General features: G+C 70.6%; 19 protein-coding genes. 14 read left to right on the top strand and 5 right to left on the bottom strand.

What is annotated here, in order from left to right:
• Window positions 1-6: 6 nt before the first annotated feature.
• Window positions 7-282 (bottom strand): metal-sensitive transcriptional regulator, encoded by a 276-nt coding sequence (locus tag AB3K78_RS12250; RefSeq protein ID WP_416443629.1) that lies wholly within the window; start codon window positions 280-282, stop codon window positions 7-9.
• A 115-nt stretch (window positions 283-397) separates the two neighbouring features.
• On the opposite strand from AB3K78_RS12250, the gene AB3K78_RS12245 reads away from it, so the two are divergent.
• Both AB3K78_RS12245 and AB3K78_RS12240 read left to right on the top strand, forming a co-directional pair.
• Window positions 398-583 (top strand): hypothetical protein, encoded by a 186-nt coding sequence (locus AB3K78_RS12245; RefSeq protein ID WP_416443627.1) that lies wholly within the window; start codon window positions 398-400, stop codon window positions 581-583.
• A complete protein-coding gene (locus tag AB3K78_RS12240) occupies window positions 580-2,295 on the top strand; it encodes an FAD-dependent oxidoreductase (RefSeq protein WP_416443625.1) in 1,716 nt (571 codons plus the stop codon). The genes AB3K78_RS12245 and AB3K78_RS12240 overlap by 4 nt, the downstream gene beginning before the upstream one ends.
• On the opposite strand, the gene AB3K78_RS12235 is transcribed toward AB3K78_RS12240, so the two are convergent.
• The 3 genes from AB3K78_RS12235 to AB3K78_RS12225 all read right to left on the bottom strand — a co-directional run bounded on the left by AB3K78_RS12235 (window position 2,292) and on the right by AB3K78_RS12225 (window position 6,411).
• Window positions 2,292-3,614, bottom strand: a complete 1,323-nt coding sequence (locus AB3K78_RS12235; RefSeq protein WP_416443623.1) for a flavin monoamine oxidase family protein — start codon at window positions 3,612-3,614, stop codon at window positions 2,292-2,294. The genes AB3K78_RS12240 and AB3K78_RS12235 overlap by 4 nt on opposite strands.
• Before the next feature lie 80 nt (window positions 3,615-3,694).
• Window positions 3,695-5,101 carry a PucR family transcriptional regulator gene (locus AB3K78_RS12230; protein ID WP_416447352.1) on the bottom strand — a complete coding sequence of 469 codons (1,407 nt, stop codon included), beginning with the start codon at window positions 5,099-5,101 and terminating at the stop codon, window positions 3,695-3,697.
• On the bottom strand, window positions 5,017-6,411 hold the full coding sequence (locus AB3K78_RS12225; RefSeq protein ID WP_416443621.1) for a flavin monoamine oxidase family protein: 1,395 nt from the start codon (window positions 6,409-6,411) through the stop codon (window positions 5,017-5,019). The genes AB3K78_RS12230 and AB3K78_RS12225 overlap by 85 nt, the downstream gene beginning before the upstream one ends.
• Window positions 6,412-6,698: 287 nt before the next feature.
• Here AB3K78_RS12225 and AB3K78_RS12220 point away from each other — a divergent pair, with 287 nt between their 5' ends.
• Genes AB3K78_RS12220 through AB3K78_RS12205 form a run of 4 tightly spaced genes read left to right on the top strand, consistent with a single transcriptional unit; the run spans window position 6,699 to window position 10,697 of the window.
• Entirely contained in the window at window positions 6,699-7,817 is a 1,119-nt protein-coding gene (locus tag AB3K78_RS12220) for an ABC transporter substrate-binding protein (protein ID WP_416443619.1), read from the top strand.
• A 5-nt stretch (window positions 7,818-7,822) separates the two neighbouring features.
• A complete protein-coding gene (locus tag AB3K78_RS12215; RefSeq protein WP_416443617.1) occupies window positions 7,823-8,725 on the top strand; it encodes an ABC transporter permease in 903 nt (300 codons plus the stop codon).
• The gene (locus AB3K78_RS12210) at window positions 8,722-9,510 is read left to right on the top strand and encodes an ABC transporter permease (RefSeq protein WP_416443615.1); all 789 of its coding nucleotides are present in this window, start codon (window positions 8,722-8,724) and stop codon (window positions 9,508-9,510) included. Before AB3K78_RS12215 ends, AB3K78_RS12210 begins: the two co-directional genes overlap by 4 nt.
• Window positions 9,511-9,515: 5 nt before the next feature.
• Window positions 9,516-10,697 (top strand): ABC transporter ATP-binding protein, encoded by a 1,182-nt coding sequence (locus AB3K78_RS12205; RefSeq protein ID WP_416443613.1) that lies wholly within the window; start codon window positions 9,516-9,518, stop codon window positions 10,695-10,697.
• 121 nt (window positions 10,698-10,818) lie between these two features.
• Here AB3K78_RS12205 and AB3K78_RS12200 read toward each other — a convergent pair whose 3' ends face one another.
• Window positions 10,819-12,234 (bottom strand): MFS transporter, encoded by a 1,416-nt coding sequence (locus AB3K78_RS12200; protein ID WP_416443611.1) that lies wholly within the window; start codon window positions 12,232-12,234, stop codon window positions 10,819-10,821.
• A 256-nt stretch (window positions 12,235-12,490) separates the two neighbouring features.
• Here AB3K78_RS12200 and AB3K78_RS12195 point away from each other — a divergent pair, with 256 nt between their 5' ends.
• From AB3K78_RS12195 to AB3K78_RS12160, 8 genes are read left to right on the top strand one after another with little or no spacing between them, the layout of a single operon-like run.
• Window positions 12,491-13,066 (top strand): helix-turn-helix domain-containing protein, encoded by a 576-nt coding sequence (locus AB3K78_RS12195; protein ID WP_416443609.1) that lies wholly within the window; start codon window positions 12,491-12,493, stop codon window positions 13,064-13,066.
• A gap of 60 nt (window positions 13,067-13,126) precedes the next feature.
• Window positions 13,127-14,251, top strand: coding sequence for an ABC transporter substrate-binding protein (locus AB3K78_RS12190; protein ID WP_416443607.1), 1,125 nt, complete (start codon window positions 13,127-13,129; stop codon window positions 14,249-14,251).
• Between the two features lie 10 nt (window positions 14,252-14,261).
• The gene (locus tag AB3K78_RS12185) at window positions 14,262-15,146 is read left to right on the top strand and encodes an ABC transporter permease (protein WP_416443605.1); all 885 of its coding nucleotides are present in this window, start codon (window positions 14,262-14,264) and stop codon (window positions 15,144-15,146) included.
• Window positions 15,143-15,949, top strand: coding sequence for an ABC transporter permease (locus tag AB3K78_RS12180; RefSeq protein ID WP_416443603.1), 807 nt, complete (start codon window positions 15,143-15,145; stop codon window positions 15,947-15,949). The genes AB3K78_RS12185 and AB3K78_RS12180 overlap by 4 nt, the downstream gene beginning before the upstream one ends.
• Window positions 15,933-16,982 carry an ABC transporter ATP-binding protein gene (locus AB3K78_RS12175; protein WP_416443601.1) on the top strand — a complete coding sequence of 350 codons (1,050 nt, stop codon included), beginning with the start codon at window positions 15,933-15,935 and terminating at the stop codon, window positions 16,980-16,982. The genes AB3K78_RS12180 and AB3K78_RS12175 overlap by 17 nt, the downstream gene beginning before the upstream one ends.
• 49 nt (window positions 16,983-17,031) lie before the next feature.
• Complete coding sequence (locus AB3K78_RS12170) at window positions 17,032-18,405, top strand: NAD(P)/FAD-dependent oxidoreductase (RefSeq protein ID WP_416443599.1); 1,374 nt, start codon at window positions 17,032-17,034, stop codon at window positions 18,403-18,405.
• Window positions 18,406-18,420: 15 nt separating this feature from the next.
• Entirely contained in the window at window positions 18,421-18,777 is a 357-nt protein-coding gene (locus AB3K78_RS12165) for a cupin domain-containing protein (RefSeq protein WP_416443597.1), read from the top strand.
• Window positions 18,778-18,789: 12 nt separating this feature from the next.
• Window positions 18,790-19,962 carry an NAD(P)/FAD-dependent oxidoreductase gene (locus AB3K78_RS12160; protein WP_416443595.1) on the top strand — a complete coding sequence of 391 codons (1,173 nt, stop codon included), beginning with the start codon at window positions 18,790-18,792 and terminating at the stop codon, window positions 19,960-19,962.
• Window positions 19,963-19,974 lie beyond the last annotated feature (12 nt).

The raw sequence follows: 19,974 nt of genomic DNA, 5'->3' as shown, positions 1-19,974 counted from the left end.
GGCCCGCTACGCGAGCGAGAGGAACAGCTTCTCGAGCTCCGCGGTGTCGAGTTCGGCCTCGCCTTCGGGCGCTTCGAGGCACTCCCGCAGCGCGGTCGAGACGATGAGGAAGCCTGCCCGGTCGAGCGCCTTCGAGACCGCGGACAGCTGCTGCACGACGTCGCGGCAGCTCGCCTCCTCCTCGACCGCGGCGATGACCGCATCGAGCTGGCCCCGGGCCCGGCGCAGCCGGTTGGCGATCTTGCGCTGCGTCTCGGGGTCGCCGTGCTTCGTGCCGTTCACCGGTGCTCCGTCCGTCGTCGCGGGGTCCCGACGACCGCCGCCTCCGCGTTCACAATACCCTATGGGGTATTGTGAAAGGATACCCCCGAGGGTATCCGAGCGATTGGAGCGGAAGATGTGCAGACCCACCGCGTGCACGGTGTGCGGAAAGACGACGTGGGCCGGATGCGGCCAGCACGTGCAGCAGGTCAAGGCGGCGGTGCCCGCGGGCCAGTGGTGCTCGGGGGCGCATTCCCCCGAGGAGATCGACGCGGCGAAGGCGGCCCGGCCCGGGCTGCTCGCGCGCTGGTTCGGCCGATGAACCGGGCGACCGGCGAGTCCGAGGCGCGACCGAAGCGGATCGTCATCGTGGGCGGTGTCGCCGCGGGAATGAGCGCGGCGGCGCGCGCCCGCCGACTCGACGAGCGCGCGGAGATCATCGTGCTGGAGCGCGGCGAGCACGTCTCCTTCGCGAACTGCGGCCTGCCCTACTACGTCGGCGGCGAGATCGCCGAGGAATCGGCGCTGCTGGTGCAGACGCCGGAATCGCTGCGTGCGGCGCTCGATCTCGACGTCCGTGCGCGGCACGAGGTCGTCGGCCTCGATACGGCCGCGCGCGAGGTCGTCGTGCGGACGCCGGCGGGGGAGACGGTGCTCGGCTACGACGAACTGCTGCTCACCCCCGGGACCGTCGCCGTCCGGCCCGAGATCCCCGGGAGCGATTCGCCGCGCGTCGGAACGCTGCGCACGGTGGGCGATGCGGTCGCGCTGCGCGGGCTGGTCGAGTCGCGGCCCGACGACGGCGAACGCCGCCGGGCGGTCGTGCTCGGTGCGGGATTCATCGGCGTGGAAGCCGCCGAGGCGCTGCGTGCGCGGGGACTCGAGGTGGACCTCGTGCAGCGGGGACCCCACGTGCTCGCACCGTTCGAACCCGAGATCGCGGCGTCCGTCACGGGCGAGCTCCTCCGGCTCGGGATCCGGGTGCGCACGGGCGTCGAGGCGGTCGGGATCGAACCCGGTGCGGAGCGCGATACCGTGCTGCTGTCCGACGGGGTGCGGTTGGCCGCCGATACGATCCTGCTCGCGGCGGGAGCGCGGCCCGACACCGCGGCGTTCGAGGCCGCCGGGATCGTGTGCGAGGACGGCGCGATCGTCGTCGACGAGCGCGGACGCACCTCTGCGCCGCACGTCTGGGCGGCGGGCGACGCGGTCCGCTCGACCGACCCGGTGACCGGGATCCGCCGCTCGGTGCTCCTCGCGGGCCCCGCGAACCGGGCCGGACGCCAGATCGCCGATCACCTGCTGCGCCCGGAACTCGCGCGGCCGATCCCCGCGCCGCTCGGCACCGCGGTGATCCGCGTCGGGTCGCGCACCGCAGCCCTCACCGGTGCGAACCGCAGGGCGCTCGACGCTGCCGGGTTCGACTACGCCACCCTGCACCTGCACCCGAATCAGCACGCCGGCTACTTCCCCGGCGCGGCGCAGATGGCGCTCCTCGTGCACGTCCGCCGGGCCGACGGACTGGTGCTGGGCGCCCAGGCGGTCGGCCCCGACGGGATCGACAAGCGCATCGACGTGCTCGCGACCGCGATCCGCGCCGGCATGACGGCCGGCGATCTCATCGACCTCGACCTCGCCTATTCGCCCGTGCACGGCAGCGCGAAGGATCCGGTCAACCTCGCGGGCATGGTTGGAACGAACGTCGTCGACGGGACGCTCGCGCTCTGGTACGCGGAGGAGTGGCCGGCTCGCCGGGAGTCGGCGCTGGTGCTCGACGTGCGCAGCTCCGGGGAGTTCGCATCGGGGCACCTGCCGGGAGCGATGCACGTGCCGCACACCGAACTGCGCGGGCGGCTCGCGGAGGTGCGGGCCGCCGCTGCCGGCCGTCCGGTGCTCGTGCTCTGCGGCTCCGGAGTGCGCTCGCACATCGCCCACCGGCTGCTCGCGCAGGAGGGCTTCGACTCGGCGTCGCTCTCCGGAGGCATGCTCACCGCGCGCGCCGTGCTCGGCGACGAGGTGCTGGTGCGGGACTAGCGCGGCGCGAGCTCCTCGGCGATCCGCTTCGCCTCACGCAGCCCGCTCTCGATCGCGCCGTCGACGAAGCCGCCCCAGAGGTTCGCGTTGTCGGTGGTGGCGAAGTGCACGAGCCCGTGCGGTTCGCGCAGTTCGGCGAGGTCGCGGGTGAGCTGCCCGGGCCGATGCGTCATCCAGGTGTTGCGCGACAGCGGATCCTTCATCCAGTCGTGCGCGGCGACCTCGAGCACCTCGAGGTCGCCGCGGAACGCGTCGACGGCAGCCTGCACATCGGCGATGCTCGTGAGGTCGAGCTGCGTGTGGTCGGGGCCGAACGCGACAAGGATCGAGTAGTCGCCGTGCGCGTCCGTTCCGAAGTACTCGCTCTTCAGCACCGACAGCGGGTGCCTCTGGCTCGCGTACGCGAAGAACCGGGGGATGGCGCCGCGCACCTTGATCCAGACCTTCGTGCCCTGCGAAGCGACCGTCTCGGCAGCGGCCCGCTGCCAGGCCGGGGGCAGCGCGGGCTCGAACGCGATCCCGCCGATCGCGTTGATCGGCAGCGTCGTGACGACGCGGCGGGCGCGCAGCGTCGTGCCGTCGCCGGTCGTGACGGCGACGCTGCCTGCGTCGGAGTCCTGGACGACGCCCACCACGGTCGTACCGAGCCGGATCTCGCCCGGTACGTCCTCGGCGATGAGGCGGGTCCACTCCGACATCCCGCCGACCACGCGGTAGGTGGCCGACGCCTCGTGCATGAGCTGCCAGTGGCCGCCGGTCGCGGCCACCCAGCGCATCGCGCTCGCGAGGCCCACCTGGTCGAGCCGCGCGTTCACGTGCCCCACCCACACCGACTCGTTCGCGCTGCGCGCGTCCGGGTCGAGGCCGAGCGCGTCGAAGCGATCCTGGATCGAGAGCGGGTCGAGCTGCCGGATCCCGCCGACCGTGGGGTCGACGCCGCGCGGGATCGCCGTGCGGACATCGTCGACGAGCTGCTGCTGGCCCGCGTCGATCAGCGCCATGAAGTCGTCGAGGGTGCCCCGGCGGGGTGCGTCCCCTGCGCCGAGCCAGAACGCCTCCTCGACTGCCGGGCTGCGCACGATGTCGCGCTGGTACCGGGTCATCTCGGACCAGGTGTGCGGCTGCACCCAGTGCACCCACGTGCCGCCCAGTTCGAGGTCGTGGCCCATGCGCCGGTCGGTCCACGTCCGGCCGCCGACGCGGTCGCGCGCTTCGAGCACGATCACGTCGAACCCGGCCCGGCCGAGTTCGCGGGCCGCGACGAGACCGGCGAAGCCGGCTCCGATCACGATGACGTCGGTGTCGGGGGTGGTGCTCATGTGTCTCCTCTGGATTCAGGCGGACCGCGTCGACCAGGCTATGGAGCGGCGGAGGGGCTCGGCAAGGGAAAAGCGTCTGATCAGCGTCCGATGCCTCGGACGTTCGTATGATCCTCGGTCGCGATGGGCTCGACGAGGCCGCACTCGATGGCCGCCTGCAACGCAAGCCAGCACTCGGTGGCGTCGGCGAGCGTCGACAGGTCGCGTTCGAGCACCTGCTCGATCCGGGCCACCCGGGCGATCAGCGTCTGCCGGTGGATGAACAGCCGATCGGCCGCACGCACCCAGCCGCGGTTCTCCTCGAGGAACACCCGCAGGGTCGGGAGCAGCTGGGTGCCCCGCCGCCGGTCGTAGGCGAAGAGCGGATCGAGCACCTGGGCCGCCAGGGCTCGCAGCTGGCTCGGCGATTCCGGCAGGAAGAGCGAGCCGGAGCTCGCGGGTTCGAATCGCGTGACGCTCGCGGCCCCGTTCCGGCCGGCGTGCACGAGCGCGAGGTTCGCCTCGCGGATCCCGCTCGCGAAGCCGTCCAGCGCGGGAAACGGCGCACTGACGCCGATCGCGCCCGCGCTCGGCACCAACGACTCGAGGGCGGCGACGAGCCCCTCGCCGTCCTGCGCGAGCAGCAGCACGTGCCCGTCCTTGATCGTCGCGAGCGCGGGCAGCTCGGCGGCCGAGAACCCCGCGAGCGCCGCTTCGACCGCCTCCCGCGGGTCGTCGACCGGCCAGGAAGCGACGGCGTAGGGCGCTCCGACGCCGTGCGCCGCCACGAGTCGCTCCGCGGGCGCTGGAGGAACCGTGCCGTCCGCGAGGTTCGCGAGGAGGATCGAACCGTACATCCACTCGTGCCGCCGTGCGGCGGCCGCCACCGAGAGCGCGGAGCTCACGATGGCCGAGGCGTGCTGCAGCAGCGCGAGGTCGAGGGAGCCGTGCTCGTCGAGGGTGAGGCGCAGGGCCGGGTCCCCGGGCGCCAGCAGCGGGACCTCGAAGACTCGCGCGCCCAGCTGCTCGACGCGGCCGTGGGTGGCACCCCGCGCCCGGCGGCTCGGACGCACCGCGGCGGTTCCGCCGAGGACGGCGCCGAGGTCCTCGAGCAGCGGCTCGATGCCGTCGGACGCGTGCGCACCGAGCGCGGCGTACAGGCGCTCGGTGCGCTGGACCCGCATCGCACGCTCCTGCTGGGCGGCCTCGGCGACCGCCATGGCGAGGCCGATGAACGGCGTCTCGTGAGCGGTCTCCAGCACCGGGAAGCCGAGCTCCGAGGCGTGCGCGAGCGCGTCAGCGGTGAGGGGAGGTGCGGACATGTCCTCGCCGATCGTCACGGCCGCGATCCCGACCGCCTGCATCCCCTCGAAGTACCGGCTCTGATCCGCGGCCGATTCCGGGACGGCGAGGCCGGTCGTCATCACCAGCGCGCCCGAGCCGAGCCACTTCCACGGCTCGGCCAGCTCGCACACGTGCGCCCACGCGATGGGACGATCCTCGCCGATGCCCGGCGTGAGCGAGCGCGTGCGCGCCGACGGGAGTTCGAGCAGGGTCCGGACGGTGAAGGCCATCGCGATCCGCCGGGGCTAGGCCGCGAACTCCCGGGCGAGCGCGGCGACCGCTCGGTAGCCCGACGCGACCGCGCCGGAGAGGGACTGCGCGAGCCCGGTGTGCTCGCCGGCCAGGGCGACGCGGCCGGCGGTGCGGTCGAACGCACCGGCGTCCTCAGCGCTCCAGGCGAGCCCCGGCGCGCTGTACGAGCCGCGGGCCCAGGGATCGTCAGCCCAGGTCGTGAGCAGGGGATCGCCGTCGATCTCCAGTTCGGGGCGCATGCCGCGCAGCGCCCGGACCCACCCCTCGGACCCCTCGGCCACGCCGAGTGCCGCCAGCGCGGCCGGCCCCCGGCGAAGCAGGACAGCGCGGGGATGCGGTGCTCGCCGTCTACCGAGAGCGAACGCCACGACCACCAGGTGTGATCGGGGTTCTGCAGGGCGATGTCGTCGTCGACGCGGCTGAGCGGGACGCCGAGCTTCGCGGCGACGCCCATGAACCGGTGATCGAGCGCGCGCTGCTGCGCCTCGGGAAGATCGAAGCCGAGTTCGAGTTCGCGCAGGACGGGCAGCGGGACCGAGAGCACCGCGGCATCGGCGTCGAGCCGCGTGCCGTCGACGAGTTCCGCCTGCACGCCGCTCGCCGACTGGTCCAGGCGGGCGATGGGATGTTCGAGGCGAACCAGGTCCCCGAGGCGACGCGCGATCTCGATCGAGAGCGACTGGTTGCCCGACACGAAGCGCCCGCCGTCCTCGACGTAGCCGTCGACGGTCGAGGACTCGTGCAGCAGCACGGCCTCCGCACTGACGAGCGCGGGATCGGCTGCAGCGGAGGTCGTCGTGCGCCGGTAGACGGGGTCGAGACGATAGTCGGCACCGAGGGCCGCGGCGAACGCCGCTTCGAGCGATACCCCGGTCTCGCCGTCCGCGAGCATCTGGGCGAGCGTCGCCCGCACCCGCTCGCTCGTCGCATCCAGCTCGGCGAACGAGATCACGCGGCCGTTGACGGTGCGGCGCCCATAGCGGACGTTGTGCGACATGATCGGCACGCCGAGTTCTGCGGCGAGCCTGCGGATGGGGAACTCCGTGGGGAAGATGTACTCGCCGCCCCGTTCGGTCCACTGCCCGTTGCCGAGGCGCTGCGACCACGTGCGGCCGCCGACGCGATCGCGTGCCTCCAGCACCGTGACATCGTGCCCGGCCTTGCGAAGCTCCCAGGCGGAGGCGAGTCCGGAGAGGCCGGCCCCGACGATGATGATCCGCACGTGCGTCTCCTTTGAACTGCGGCGAATGTCGGCTCAATCGTATGGCCGGCGCTACAGGCGGTGGAAGACTCCGTACGTTCATATGACGCTTTCGGGCGCTCGCATATGGGGATACGAAGTTCGTCGGTCCGGGGTAACGAAGCCGTAACGCGGGCCGGAGCGCCGCGGAGTACGTGGGTACTTTGAGTGAGGTCCCGCACCCGAGGGCGATGATGCCCGGGTCCCGGCGCACGGAACGCGCCCGGGGAGGGGCCGAATTTCACACCGACGTGAAGGAGCGCACATCCATGTTGAAGAACTCCAGGGCGCGACGCGGCCTCGCGATCGTCGCCGGTGCCGCGGCGCTCGCGCTGACGCTCGCCGGCTGCAGCGGCGGCGAGCAGGCCCCCGCGCCCACGCACGACCTCGGCAAGCCCGTCGCCGGCGAGATCAAGGCCGATTCGCTCGCGGGGGTCACCCTCACCTTCGCCGGTTCGGGCGGCGTGTTCCAGGACGGCCAGCAGAAGGCCCTCTGGGATCCGTTCGCGAAGGCCTCCGGCGCGACCTTCACCCAGGACGCGTTCGATGCCGGCAAGCTCAAGGCCATGGTCGACGCGGGCAACGTGAGCTGGGACGTCGTGAACACCACCCAGTTCGACACCGCGCGCGGATGCGGCACCCTCTACGAGGAATACGACATGAGCAAGGTCGACACCTCGAAGATCCCGAAGGGAACCATTACCGACAAGTGCATGGTCCCGCAGATCCTCTACGGCCTGGTGCTCGTCTACAACACCGAGAAGTTCGGCGCGAACCCGCCGACGAGCGCCGCCGACTTCTTCGACACCCAGAAGTTCCCGGGCAAGCGCACCGTCAGCCAGTCGACCTACGTCGACCCGCAGACCGTCGAGTTCGCACTCACGGCGCAGGGCAAGGACCTCAAGAAGCTCACCCCCGAGGACATCCCGGGCGCCTTCGACATGTACAAGAAGCTCGGCAACAACGTGATCGGCTGGACCACCGGAGCGCAGGCGCAGCAGCAGCTCGAGAGCGGCGAGGCCGTGATGGGGCTCGTCTGGTCGGGCCGCGGCTACGGAGCGGCCAACGCGGGCGCCAAGGTCGCGCCGATGTGGAACCAGTGGATGATCATGGTCGACTCGAACGGCATCCCGAAGGGCGTGAAGGACAAGGATGCGGCCTTCGCCGCCGTCAACTACTCCCTCGGCGCCGAGCAGCAGGCCAAGATGACGGAGCTCACCTCCTACGGCGGGGTCAACGTCGACGCGAAGCCGAAGCTGACGCCGCTGCTCGAGAAGTGGATGACCACCGAGCACCTCGACACCGGCATCGCCCCGAACGTCGACTTCTGGGTCAAGAACTACGACGCGCTCGCCGCGGCGTGGGCCGGCTGGGCCACGGGCAACTGAACGAGATGACCGGCACGACCGTCGCCGGGGGCCGAACGGCCCCCGGCGCGGACGCCGACGAGCAGCAGCGAGCGCCCAGGAACTGGCGTCCGCTGCTGCTCCTCGTTCCGGCGTTCGTGATCGTCTCCCTGTTCTTCCTCGCGCCGCTGGTCGACGTCTTCATCCGATCGGTCACCGACCCGCAGCCGGGGCTGCAGAACTACCGCTGGCTGTTCACGACCGAGGCGAACATCGCCGTGGTCGCGCGCACCTTCGGCACGGCGCTGCTCGTCACCGTCGTCTGCCTCCTGCTCGCCTATCCCTACGCCTACCTCATGACGATCGTCTCCGACCGCACCCGGGGCGTGCTGCAGCTCTTCGTCATGCTGCCGCTGTGGACCTCGATCCTCGTGCGCACCCTCGCGTGGATGGTGCTGCTGCAGGACACCGGCCCCATCAACGGCCTGCTCGAGGCCTGGTTCGGGATCGGCCCGATCCCGCTGATCCGCACGACCTTCGGCGTCGCGCTCGGCATGTGCCAGGTGCTGCTGCCGTTCATGGTGCTGCCGCTCTATTCGTCGATGGCCAAGATCGACAAGCGCCTGCTGCCGGCCGCGTCGAACCTGGGGGCGAACCCCGTCACCGCGTTCTTCACGGTCTACCTGCCGCTCTCGCGGCCGGGAATCTTCGCCGGCTCGGTCACCGTCTTCATCCTCGGCCTCGGCTTCTACATCATCCCCGCGCTGCTCGGATCGTCGAAGGAGATCATGGTGTCCGCACTGATCCAGCAGCAGATCAGCGTCTTCCTGATGTGGGGCCACGGCACCGCGCTCGGCATCTTCCTGCTGGTGTGCACGATCCTGCTCCTCGTGATCGTAACGCGCCTCAATCGGGGCGCGAGCCTCTTCCCGGGGGTGGAGAAGCGATGACCAGCAAGCGGGTCCTCGGCGTCTTCGCCGTCGTCATCATCCTGTGGTTGATCCTGCCGACCCTCGTGATCGTGCCGATGTCGTTCAACGCGGCACCGTCGTTCAACTTCCCGCCGAAGGGATTCTCGACCCGGTGGTACGAGAACTTCTTCACCGACCCCACGTGGCTCCGGGCGCTGTTCGCCTCGCTGCAGGTCGCGGTCGTCACCATGATCGTCGCCACCGCGGTGGGGGTGATGGCGGCGATCGGACTGTCGAAGGTGAAGTTCCGGGGCAAGGGGCTGCTCGAGGGGTACTACCTGCTCCCGCTCATCGTGCCGGGCATCGTGCTCGCGGTCGGCCTGTACTCGCTGTTCCTGCGCATGCACCTGCTCGGCACCCTGCCCGGCTTCGTGCTCGCGCACACGATCGTCTCCCTGCCGCTCGTCATCACGAACGTGATGGCATCGCTGCAGGGACTCGATCCGCGGCTCGAGCAGGCGTCGGCCTCGCTCGGCGCAGGCCGGATGCGCACGTTCTTCAGCATCACCCTGCCGCTCATCGCCCCCGGCGTGACCGCGGGTGCGCTGTTCGCCTTCGTCACCTCGTTCGACGAGGTGGTGCTCTCGCTGTTCATCCAGAGTCCGTCCCTGCAGACGCTGCCGGTGAAGATCTTCAACAGCGTCACACAGACGAACGATCCGACCGTCGCCGCGGTCGCGGTGATCACGATGTGCACCTCGGTGATCGTGATGCTCGCGGCCCAGTTCTTCACCACACGCAAGAGAAAGCGAGTCGCAGCGTGAACGCGATGACCCACGACCAGATCCCGGTGCCGGAGGGGCACGAGCAGCAGCTGCGCAGCGAGGGGCTGAACACCTCGGCGATCGCCGAGATCGCGGAGGCGGGCATCAGCCTCACCTCGGTCACGAAGCGCTACGGTCCGAACACCGTCGTCGACCGGATCGACCTCGCGATCGAGCCGGGCGAGTTCATGACCTTCCTCGGACCCTCGGGCTCGGGCAAGACGACGACGCTGAACATGATCGCCGGCTTCACCTCGGTGACCGAGGGGCACCTGCACATCTCGGGCAAGCCGGTGGCGAAGCTGCCGCCGCACAAGCGCGACATCGGCATGGTGTTCCAGAACTATGCGCTGTTCCCGCACAAGACCGTCGCCGAGAACATCGCGTACCCGCTGCAGCGCCGCAGGATCGGGAAGGCGGACCAGCAGCGGATGGTCGCCGATGCGCTCGCGATGGTGCGGATGGGGGACTACGGCGACCGCTACCCGTCGGAGCTCTCCGGCGGCCAGCAGCAGCGCGTCGCGCTCGCCCGCGCGCTCGTCTACGAGCCCCGCGTGCTCCTCATGGACGAGCCCCTCGGCGCCCTCGACAAGAAGCTGCGCGAGTGGCTGCAGGCCGAGATCAAGCGGATCCACCGCGAGGTCGGCTCGACGTTCGTGTACGTCACACACGACCAGGAGGAGGCGCTGTCGATGTCGGACCGCATCGCGGTCTTCAACAACGGCAGGATCGAGCAGGTCGGGACCGCCGAGGACCTGTACGAGGCCCCGCGGACGCTGTTCGTCGGGCGCTTCCTCGGCGAATCGACCGTGCTGCTCGGCCGCGGCGAGGCCGTCGGCGATGATCGCACCGCGATCGAGGTCGCAGGTCACCGCGTGCTGGCCGACGGCCGCTCCCGGCACTCGGACCTGGCGATCCTGATCCGTCCCGAGAACCTGCGTCTCGAACCGGCGGGCACGGCGGCCACCGACGACCGCAACGCGCTCCCGGTCAGGATCGCGGACGCGACCTACCTCGGCTCGTCGCGGCGGTACACGGTGGAGCTGCCCGGCGGTGGCACGGGCGCGGTGCGCCTGAGCCACGAGGCGCGGTCGTACGCGGCCGGCGACGAGGTCGCCATGACCTGGGCCGTCAAGTCGGGCGTACTGCTCGTCGATACGGGCGAGGCCGGGGAGTCGACCACCTGATCCGGCTGGGTCGGCGGGTTGCGCCGGCCCACCGCACCGTCATCCTGCGCGACGGAGGAGTCGCAGGATCCTGCGACTCGTTCCTCGCGCAGGATGACGGAGGACCGGCGGAGCCGAGCGCCTACGCCTCGATGTCGACGTCCTTCGTCTCGGGCGTCAGGATGAGCGAGACGAGCGTGAGCACCGCCGCGCCCGTCAGGTAGAGGCCGACCAGCACCGGGCTGCCGTCCGCGAGTCCCCACAGCCAGACGGCGACGATGGGCGCGAGCGCGGCGCCCAGGATCGACGACACGTTGTAGGCGATCGCCGAGCCCGTGTAGCGCACGTTGGTCGGGAACATCTCGGGCAGGAACGCGCCCATGGGGCCGAAGGTGAGGCCCATCAGGGTGAAGCCGAGCGCGAGGAAGAAGATCACGGTCGCGGTGCCGCCGCCGAGCAGCGGCACGAAGGTGAAGCCGAACAGCGCGATCGCCGCGGTCACCCAGATGAGGGTGCGGCGGCGACCGTAGCGGTCGGCCAGCGGGCCGGACACGAGCGTGAAGAGCCCGAAGAAGATCACGCCGAACACGAGCATCAGGATGAAGTCGTTGTAGGAGTAGCCGAGGCCGGGCACGTACGAGGCCGCGTCGAACGGGGTCCCGGCCTGCTCGGCCTTGGCCTTCGCGACCTCGAGGACGGGGCGGGTGCCGAGGGTCAGCGTGAACGAGGTCATCAGGTAGAACAGCACGTAGGTCGCGAGCATCGCGAAGGTGCCGAGGATCAGCGCCTTCCAGTGGCGCGTGAACGCCTCGGCGAGCGGCATGCGCTTCACCTGGCCGGTCTCGCGGGTCCGCTCGAACGCGTTCGACTCGACGAGGCGCAGGCGAACCCAGAGCCCTACGATCACCATCACGGCCGAGAACAGGAACGGCACGCGCCAGCCCCACTGCAGGAACGCGTCGGACGCGATGCCGGGCTTCGACGGATCGGCGAGCCCGAGGTTGATCGCGTAGAACAGCATGTTCGCGATGATGAAGCCGATGGGGGCGCCGAGCTGGGGGAACGTGCCGTACCAGGCGCGCTTGCCCTCGGGTGCGTTCTCGGTGGCGACCAGGGCCGCGCCCGACCACTCGCCGCCGAGCGCGAAGCCCTGCGCGAGACGGAGGATCAGCAGCAGGACCGCCGCCCAGACGCCGATGTTCTCGTGGGTCGGCAGCAGGCCGATGAGGAAGGTCGCGATGCCCATGGTGAGCAGCGACACCACGAGGGTCGTCTTGCGGCCCAACCGGTCGCCGAGGTGGCCGAAGACGACGGCGCCGATGGGGCGGGCGAGCATCGCGGCACCGAACGTCGCGAAGGACGCGACGAGCGCCGTCGTCTCGTTGCCGGTGGGGAAGAAGAGGACGGGGAACACGAGCACGGCCGCCGTGGCATAGACGTAGAAGTCGTAGAACTCGATCGTGGTTCCGACGAGGCTGGCGAGGATCACCTGCGCCGGCTTGTTGCGGGGCTGCTGCGGCGCGGTGGGCGAAGGTGCTGGGGGATTCGTGGCTGACACGGAACGGCTTTCACTGAGGGGCGGGACGGACGGTGCACGGACTGTGCAGCCGAGCCGTGGGTGTGCTCAGTGCGCAACTTCGGGCCGGCCCGCTTGTGGCGGGACTCCGACAGCCTACGCCTCCCGGAAGCAGGGTCTTGTGCTCCGGCCGCGGGGACTGTACGTTGGGCGAGACGTCACTGAACGAAGTGTTCAGTGAGATAGCGATCCGGGTTCAGTCTCCGGGCCGCAGAGCTGAACGGTTCGAAGGAGAACCATGACGGATCACGAAGACGATCTCGGCCCGAGGGTCGCGTCCTTCCGCGAGCTGCGCGGCATGAGCCTGCGCGCGCTCGCCGCCGCGGCCGGCGTCAGCACCAGCTTCCTGAGCCAGCTCGAGAACGGCCGCACCAATGCGAGCGTCGCGTCGCTGCGCAAGATCGCCGGCGCGCTCGGCGTCTCGCCGGCCGAGCTGCTCGACGAACGCGCCGCCCACACCCGGGGCGTGCTCCGCGCGGACCGCCGCCCCCGTCTCGAGGGGGCGCTCGGGGTCGAGAAGTTCGTGCTCTCGCTCCCGCCGCTGCGCAACCTCGAGGTCTACGCCGGCGAGTTCGCTCCCGGTGCGAGCACGGGTGCGCATCCCTACACGCACGGCAACGCCCAGGAGATGTTCGTCGTCATCGACGGCACCGTCGTGTTCGAGCTCGGCGGAGAGCGCTTCGAGATGTCCCGCGACGATTCGATCGAGTTCCTGAGCTCGGTGCCCCACCGCATCGTGAACGAGTCCGATGCGGAGGCCCGCGTCATCTGGATCAACAGCCCGCCGACGCCCGACGAGGCGCACGGCGCCTAGCCCGACCGAGCCCGCAGGGGCCGGCCGACCCACCTGATCATCAACGGAGAGGATCACACCATGTCATCAACCCAGCGGATGCGACGCGCGATCGCGTCGTCCATCGCACTGCTCGGGGCCGGCGCGCTGCTCGTCGGCTGCGCCTCGGGCGGAGGCGCTCCCAAAGCCGACCTCGGCAGCGGTCCCGCGAAAGCCGGAACGGTCAAGGAGGGCGCGCTGCAGGGCTCGACCGTGACCTTCGTCTCCTGGGGCGGCGTGTTCCAGAAGGGGCAGATGGAGGCGGCGGGCAAGCCCTTCGCGAAGGCCTCCGGCGCCACGGTGCTCGAAGACGGCCCGACCGAGTACGCGAAGGTGAAGGCGCAGGTCGACAACAACGCGGTCACCTGGGACGTCGTCGACACCGACATCATCTGGGCGCAGAAGCAGTGCGGCGACAAGGGTCTGCTCATGCCGCTCGACACGAAGATCGTCGACACCTCGAAGGTGCCCGACGGGCTCGTCGGCGACTGCTACGTGCCCGCCATGCAGTACGGCTACGTGATCCTCTACAACGCGAAGAAGTACCCCACCGCTCCGACCGGATGGAAGGACTTCTTCGACACGCAGAAGTTCCCGGGCAAGCGGGCCATCGCGGGCTTCGAGGACGTGGGCCCGGGCATCTACGAGGGCGCCCTGCTCGCCGACGGGGTCGCGCCCGACAAGCTCTACCCGCTCGACATGGATCGCGCCTACAAGAGCATCGACGCGATCCGCAGCAGCCTCATCTACTGGAAGACCGGCGCCGAGTCGCAGCAGATGATCGAGTCGGGCGAGGCCGACATGGCGCTCGTCTGGTCGGGCCGCGGCTACGCCGCCGTCAAGAACGGGGCCGACTACAAGCCGATCTGGAATCAGGCGCTGCAGATCACCGAGGCCCTCGGCGTCCCGAAGAACGCGAAGAACCCCGATGCCGCGTTCGCGTTCATCAACTACTACCTCGGCAAGGAGCAGCAGGAGAAGCTGACCGAGCTGACCTCGTACTCCCCGGTCAACACCGAGGCGGAGCCGAAGCTCGACGCGCTCGGCAAGGAATACCTGACGACGGCCCCCGAGATCGCCAAGCAGATGGTCCCGACCGACGCGAAGTGGTGGGCGGAGAACTACGACTCCGAGCTCGAGCGCTGGACGAAGTGGCTGCAGGGCTGATCGGTTCACCGTGACGACCACGAACATCCCGGTGGTGCGCGCCGCGAACACCTCGCGGCGCGCACCGGTCCGGGCGCTCCTGCTCCTGCTGCCGGCGTACGCGCTGCTGCTCGGCGTCTTCGCCTATCCCGTGTTCGAGAGCATGTGGCGCAGCTTCAGCGACCCGCAGCCCGGCCTCGACAACTACGCGTGGGCGTTCGAGAACTCCCAGAACATCGGGATCCTGCTGCGCACCTTCGGCAATGCGGCGCTCGCGACCGTCATCTGCCTGCTGCTGGCGTACCCGTACGCCTTCCTCATGACCGTCGTGGGCCCGCGGGCTCGCGCCTGGCTCGTGGTGATCGCGCTGATCCCGTTCTGGACCTCGCTCATGATCCGCACCTTCGCGTGGATCGTGCTGCTGCAGGACTCCGGCGTGGTGAACGGCTTCCTCGAACTGATGAATCTCGGTCCGGTCAAGCTGCTGCGCAGCAACACGGGCGTGCTCATCGGTCTCAGCCAGGTGCTCATGCCGTTCATGGTGCTGCCGCTCTACGCGGTGATGAGCGGGATCGACGGACGCCTCGTGACCGCGGCCCGCTCGCTCGGCGCCAGGCCGTCGGTCGCGTTCCTCCGCGTCTTCCTCCCGCTGTCGCTGCCCGGCATCGCCGCCGGCGCGCTGATGGTGTTCATCCAGGCGCTCGGCTTCTACGTCACGCCCGCGCTGCTGGGCTCGCCGTCCGACAGCATGCTCGCCCAGGCGATCTACGCGCAGGTGAGCAGCCTGCTGCAGTGGGGCCGCGGCGGTGCGCTCGGCGTGATCCTGCTCGTGTCGACCTTCGTCCTGCTCGGCCTCGTCGGCCTGGTGGCGCGCGGGGCGGGGAAACGCGGCCTCGCGGTGGAGGTGTTCTCATGATCCGTGTCACTCCGCTCACGCGCGGGATCCTGTGGGCGTTCAGCCTCCTCGTCGCGGTCTGGCTGATCGCTCCGACCCTCGTGGTCATCCCGCTGAGCTTCACGGGCAAGGCCTCGTTCGTGTTCCCGCCGGAGAGCTGGTCGCTGCGGTGGTACGAGTCGTTCTTCTCGAACCCGGCATGGACCTCGGCGCTCGGCAACTCGCTGCTGATCGGCCTGCTCGTCGCGGTGCTCGCGACCGTGCTCGGCCTGCTCGCCGCGCTCGGTCTGCGGGCGCTCACCAGCAAGCGGGCATCGTCGACGCTGCGGATCGGACTGCTGGCGCCCATGGTGGTGCCTGGCATCGTCGTCGCGATCGGCCTCTACTCGGTGTTCCTGAAGCTCGGGCTCGTCGGCACGCTCGTCGGCTTCGTGCTCGCGCACACGGTGCTCGCGCTGCCGTTCACGGTCATCGCGATCACGGCCGGCTTCGCGGGGTTCGACGACCGGCTCGAGCTCGCGGCGCTGAGCCTCGGCGCGAGCCGGCTCAAGACCTTCTTCGCGGTGACGCTGCCGAACATCGTGCCGGGCATCGTCTCGGGTGCGCTGTTCGCGTTCGTCACCTCGTTCGACGAGGTCATGCTGTCGCTCTTCATCAAGAGCCCCTACCTCAACACCCTCCCCGTCCTCATGTACGCGAGCGTGACTCGCGACACCGACCCGACGCTCGCGGCCGCCGCGACCGTCATCCTCGTGCTCATCACGACGCTCGTCATCGTGGCGCTCGTGCTCACCGGAAGGAAGAACCGTGGCCGAAGGGCGTAACCAGACCGGTGCCGAGATCCTGCTCGCGGGCGTCTCGAAGCACTACCCGAAGTCGATCGCGCTCGACGACGTCTCGCTGCAGGTCGAGCCGGGCGAATTCATGACCTTCCTCGGGCCTTCGGGCTCGGGCAAGACCACGACGCTGAACCTGATCGCGGGGTTCACCGACCTCACCTCGGGGTACGTCGAGATCGACGGCAAGCGCATGGACGACGTGCCCGTGCACAAGCGCGACCTGGGGATCGTGTTCCAGCACTACGCGCTGTTCCCGCACCTCAGCGTGCTCGACAACGTCACCTTCCCGCTGCGGCAGCGCAAGGTCGCCAAGCAGGAGGCCGAGGCGCGGGCGCGCGCCGCGCTGCTCACCGCAGGGCTCTCCGGCTACGAGGATCGCGCGCCGAAGGAGCTCTCGGGCGGCCAGCAGCAGCGCGTGGCGCTCGCGCGCGCCCTCGTATTCGAACCGAAGGTGCTGCTGCTCGACGAGCCGCTCGGCGCGCTCGACAAGCAGCTGCGCGAGCGGCTGCAGCTCGAACTGCGCCGCGTGCACCGCGAAGTCGGCCGCACCTTCGTGTTCGTGACCCACGACCAGGAGGAGGCGCTCACGCTCTCCGACCGGATCGCGGTGTTCAACAACGGCCGCATCGAGCAGGTCGGCACGTCCAAGCAGCTCTACGAGACCCCGGCGTCGCTCTTCGTCGCGGGGTTCATCGGAGAATCGACGAAGGTGCTGAGCGCCGACGGACGCACGATCACCGTCGTGCGTCCGGAGCACGGGGAGCTGTTCGCCCGCGACACCGAGGTCGGAGCCGGGCGTCCCGCGATCCCCGTCTCGATCCGCCAGGCGATCTACCTCGGCTCCGGCTGGAAGTACGAGGTCGTGCTGCCCGACGGCTCGACCGGCGTGGTCCGCGGCCCGCGGGCGCTCGACTGGCTGTCGGGCGACGAGCAGTCGGCCTGGCTCAGCTGGGACCCGGCCCGCGCCTCGGTGTTCGACGCCGAGCCCGGCGAGGTCGCCGACGCGGTCGCCGCCTGACCCATCCGCTTATCCCACCCATCCCTTCTCGCGAGAAAGCCCGATACCCATGATCAACGGCAACGTCTCCCACTGGTGGCAGCAGGTCGGCACCCCGAAGCAGCGCCCCGAGCTGCCGGGCGACCTGACCGCCGACGTCGCCATCGTCGGCGCCGGATACACCGGCCTCTGGACGGCCTACTACCTGAAGCAGCAGCGCCCCGAGCTGCGCGTGGTCGTGGTCGAGCAGCGGCACGCCGGCTACGGTGCATCCGGACGCAACGGCGGCTGGCTCACCTCCGCCATGACGGGCGGCCGGGCCCAGTACGAGCCGACCCACGGACGCGACGCGGCCGAGCGGTTCCAGCGCGCCATGAACGAGACCGTGGACGAGGTGATCCGGGTCGCTGCGGCCGAGGGGATCGACGCCGACATCAAGAAGGGCGGCGAGTTCAACGTCGCCTACACCCCGGCGCAGGAGGCGCGGATCCGCGCGTTCGCCGCCGAGGAGCAGTCGTGGCGGTACACCGACCTCGAACTGCTCGAAGCGCCGGAGGCGCGGGCGAAGATCAACGTCGCGGGCACCCGCGCCGCCGTCTGGCACCCGCACGCGGCCCGGATCCAGCCGGCGAAGCTCGTCTCGGGCCTCGCCGACGCGGTCGAGCGGCTCGGCGTCGAGATCTACGAGCGCACCCGCGTGGTCGAGATCGAGCCTCACCGCCTGCGCACGACGCACGGCACCGTGACGGCCGACTTCATCGTGCGCGCGACCGAGGGCTTCACCGCCGGGCTCAAGGGCCTCAAGCGGCTCTGGCTGCCGATGAACTCCTCGCTCATCGCGACCGAGCCGCTGTCGAAAGAGGTGTGGGACGAGCTGCGCTGGAGCGAGGGCGAGGTGCTCGGCGACTTCGCGCACGTCTACATGTACGCGCAGCGCACGGCCGACGACCGCATCGCGATCGGAGGCCGCGGCGTGCCTTACAAGTACGGTTCGCAGACGGACACCGACGGGCAGACGGCGCTCAGCACCGTCGACACGCTGAGCGAGATCCTGCATCGCTTCTTCCCCGCGACCCGCGGGGCGAGCATCGACCACGTGTGGTCGGGCGTGCTCGGCGTGCCCCGCGACTGGGCGGCGACCGTCGGCCTCGACCGCGAGACGGGGATCGCCTGGGGCGGCGGCTACGTCGGCACGGGCGTCACCTCGACGAACCTCGCCGGCCGCACCATCGCCGACCTGATCCTCGGCAACGACACCGAGATCGCAGGCCTCCCGTGGGTGAACCACCGCGTGCGCAAGTGGGAGCCGGAACCGCTGCGCTGGATCGCGACGAAGGGGCTGTACGCGGCCTACGGAATCGCCGACCGTTCGGAGCTCGCCGGCCGCGAGAAGACGTCGCCCATCGCCCACATCGCCGACGTGATCACCGGCCGCGGCCACTGAGCGGGAAGGAACCCCATGAACGACCGCATCCCCACCATCGCCGCGCACGGCACCGCCTCCCTCGACCTCGGCCCGCACGCGCCCAAGCCGACCGCGCTGACCGAGGGCCTCACCGAGGCCGGCCTGGCCGTCTGGGGGCACGGCCCCATCGAGACCGGGCTCTGGGAGTGCCTGCCCGGCGACTTCACGGCCTTCCGCGACGGCTACACCGAGATCTGCACGATCCTCTCGGGCCGCGTCACCGTCGAGGCCGACGGCGAGGCCCCTGCAGAGTTCGGACCGGGCGACATCATGGTGATGCCGTCGGGCTGGCGCGGCGTCTGGCGCGTCCACGAGCCGCTGCGCAAGCACTACACGACCGTGACCGACTGAGCGGAGCGGGCGATGGGACGCGAACGCGCGATCGTCGTCGGCGGGGGAGCCTGGGGGCTCCCCGCCGCACTGCGCCTGCAGGAGCTCGGCTGGCAGGTCACGCTGCTCGAGCGCTTCGAACCGGGCGGGCCGTACGCGTCGAACGGCGGCAGCTCGCGGCTGTGGCGGCTCGCCGACACGCAGGTGTGGCGGGCGCGGTCCATCTTCGAGACGCTCGGGGCGATGGAGCGGCTGGGGGATCGGCTCGGCGAGCCCGTGTTCCGGCGGACCGGACTGCTCTGGCGCGACGACCACTCGCTTCCGGCCGTGGCCGAGGCGCTCGCGTCGATCGGGCAGCCCGTGCAGCGGGTGGCGGCCGATCGGGTCGGCGAGGCGTTCCCGGGCCTCCGGCCCGACGGGCGCGACGCGCTGTTCGTCGAGCAGGCGGGCGTCGTGCACGCCGACCGCCTGCTCGCGGGCGCGCTCCGCGCGTTCCTCGGCGCCGGCGGCGACTACCGTCCGCACAGCCGGGTCGTGCGGATCGAACCGGGCGCGACGACCGCGACCGCGGTCCTCACGGACGGCACCGTGCACGAGGCCGAGCAGCTGCTGCTGGCCGCGGGACCGGGCACGGCCGAGCTGCTGCCGGGCCTCGGCCTGCGCCTGCCGCTCACGCCCTATGTCGAGCAGGTCGTGTACCTCGGCGATCCGGCGCTCAGCCCGCCCGCCCCCGACCTCCCGGGTCTCGTCGACTGCCCGATCGGCGACGAGCCCGGTGTCTACGCCATGCCGAACGGTGCCGCGGGCTACAAGATGGGGCTCGACCAGCCGCTGCGCCGGCTCGTCGGCGGCACGCTCGGCGACGACCTCGACCGCACGGCGGTGCCCGCCCGCACCGAGACGATCCGGGCGCGCGTCGAGCGCGACCTCGCGGCCGTGCCGCCGATCGTGCTCGGCACCCAGGTGTGCACGTGGACGGACTCCGGCGACGGCGACTTCGTCGTCGGCCGCGTGCATCCCGCGATCGTGCTCGCCTGCGGCGACTCGGGCGAGGGCTTCAAGTACGCGGCGTTCATGGGCGAATACCTCGCCGAACTCGTGGAGGGCGGCACCGGCGACCCCGAATTCCAGGCACACTGGGATCCGAGACGGTTCGGCGCGGAAGCCGAGCCGCGCGACCACTTCGACGCCATCGGGCGTCACTGACTCCCGAGAGGA

This window comes from Leucobacter sp. HNU (assembly GCF_047946755.1).
GTDB lineage: Bacteria > Actinomycetota > Actinomycetes > Actinomycetales > Microbacteriaceae > Leucobacter.
This window is presented reverse-complemented; position numbering and strand designations above follow the sequence as displayed.

Excerpts from the sequence above, each read along its gene's own strand:
- AB3K78_RS12210 (WP_416443615.1), top strand. The coding sequence starts at position 8,722 with ATGACCAGCAAGCGGGTCCTCGGCGTCTTCGCCGTCGTCATCATCCTG.
- AB3K78_RS12220 (WP_416443619.1), top strand. The coding sequence starts at position 6,699 with ATGTTGAAGAACTCCAGGGCGCGACGCGGCCTCGCGATCGTCGCCGGT.
- AB3K78_RS12235 (WP_416443623.1), bottom strand. The coding sequence starts at position 3,614 with ATGAGCACCACCCCCGACACCGACGTCATCGTGATCGGAGCCGGCTTC.
- AB3K78_RS12195 (WP_416443609.1), top strand. The coding sequence starts at position 12,491 with ATGACGGATCACGAAGACGATCTCGGCCCGAGGGTCGCGTCCTTCCGC.
- AB3K78_RS12240 (WP_416443625.1), top strand. The coding sequence starts at position 580 with ATGAACCGGGCGACCGGCGAGTCCGAGGCGCGACCGAAGCGGATCGTC.
- AB3K78_RS12245 (WP_416443627.1), top strand. The coding sequence starts at position 398 with ATGTGCAGACCCACCGCGTGCACGGTGTGCGGAAAGACGACGTGGGCC.
- AB3K78_RS12160 (WP_416443595.1), top strand. The coding sequence starts at position 18,790 with ATGGGACGCGAACGCGCGATCGTCGTCGGCGGGGGAGCCTGGGGGCTC.
- AB3K78_RS12180 (WP_416443603.1), top strand. The coding sequence starts at position 15,143 with ATGATCCGTGTCACTCCGCTCACGCGCGGGATCCTGTGGGCGTTCAGC.
- AB3K78_RS12170 (WP_416443599.1), top strand. The coding sequence starts at position 17,032 with ATGATCAACGGCAACGTCTCCCACTGGTGGCAGCAGGTCGGCACCCCG.
- AB3K78_RS12190 (WP_416443607.1), top strand. The coding sequence starts at position 13,127 with ATGTCATCAACCCAGCGGATGCGACGCGCGATCGCGTCGTCCATCGCA.
- AB3K78_RS12165 (WP_416443597.1), top strand. The coding sequence starts at position 18,421 with ATGAACGACCGCATCCCCACCATCGCCGCGCACGGCACCGCCTCCCTC.
- AB3K78_RS12205 (WP_416443613.1), top strand. The coding sequence starts at position 9,516 with ATGACCCACGACCAGATCCCGGTGCCGGAGGGGCACGAGCAGCAGCTG.
- AB3K78_RS12215 (WP_416443617.1), top strand. The coding sequence starts at position 7,823 with ATGACCGGCACGACCGTCGCCGGGGGCCGAACGGCCCCCGGCGCGGAC.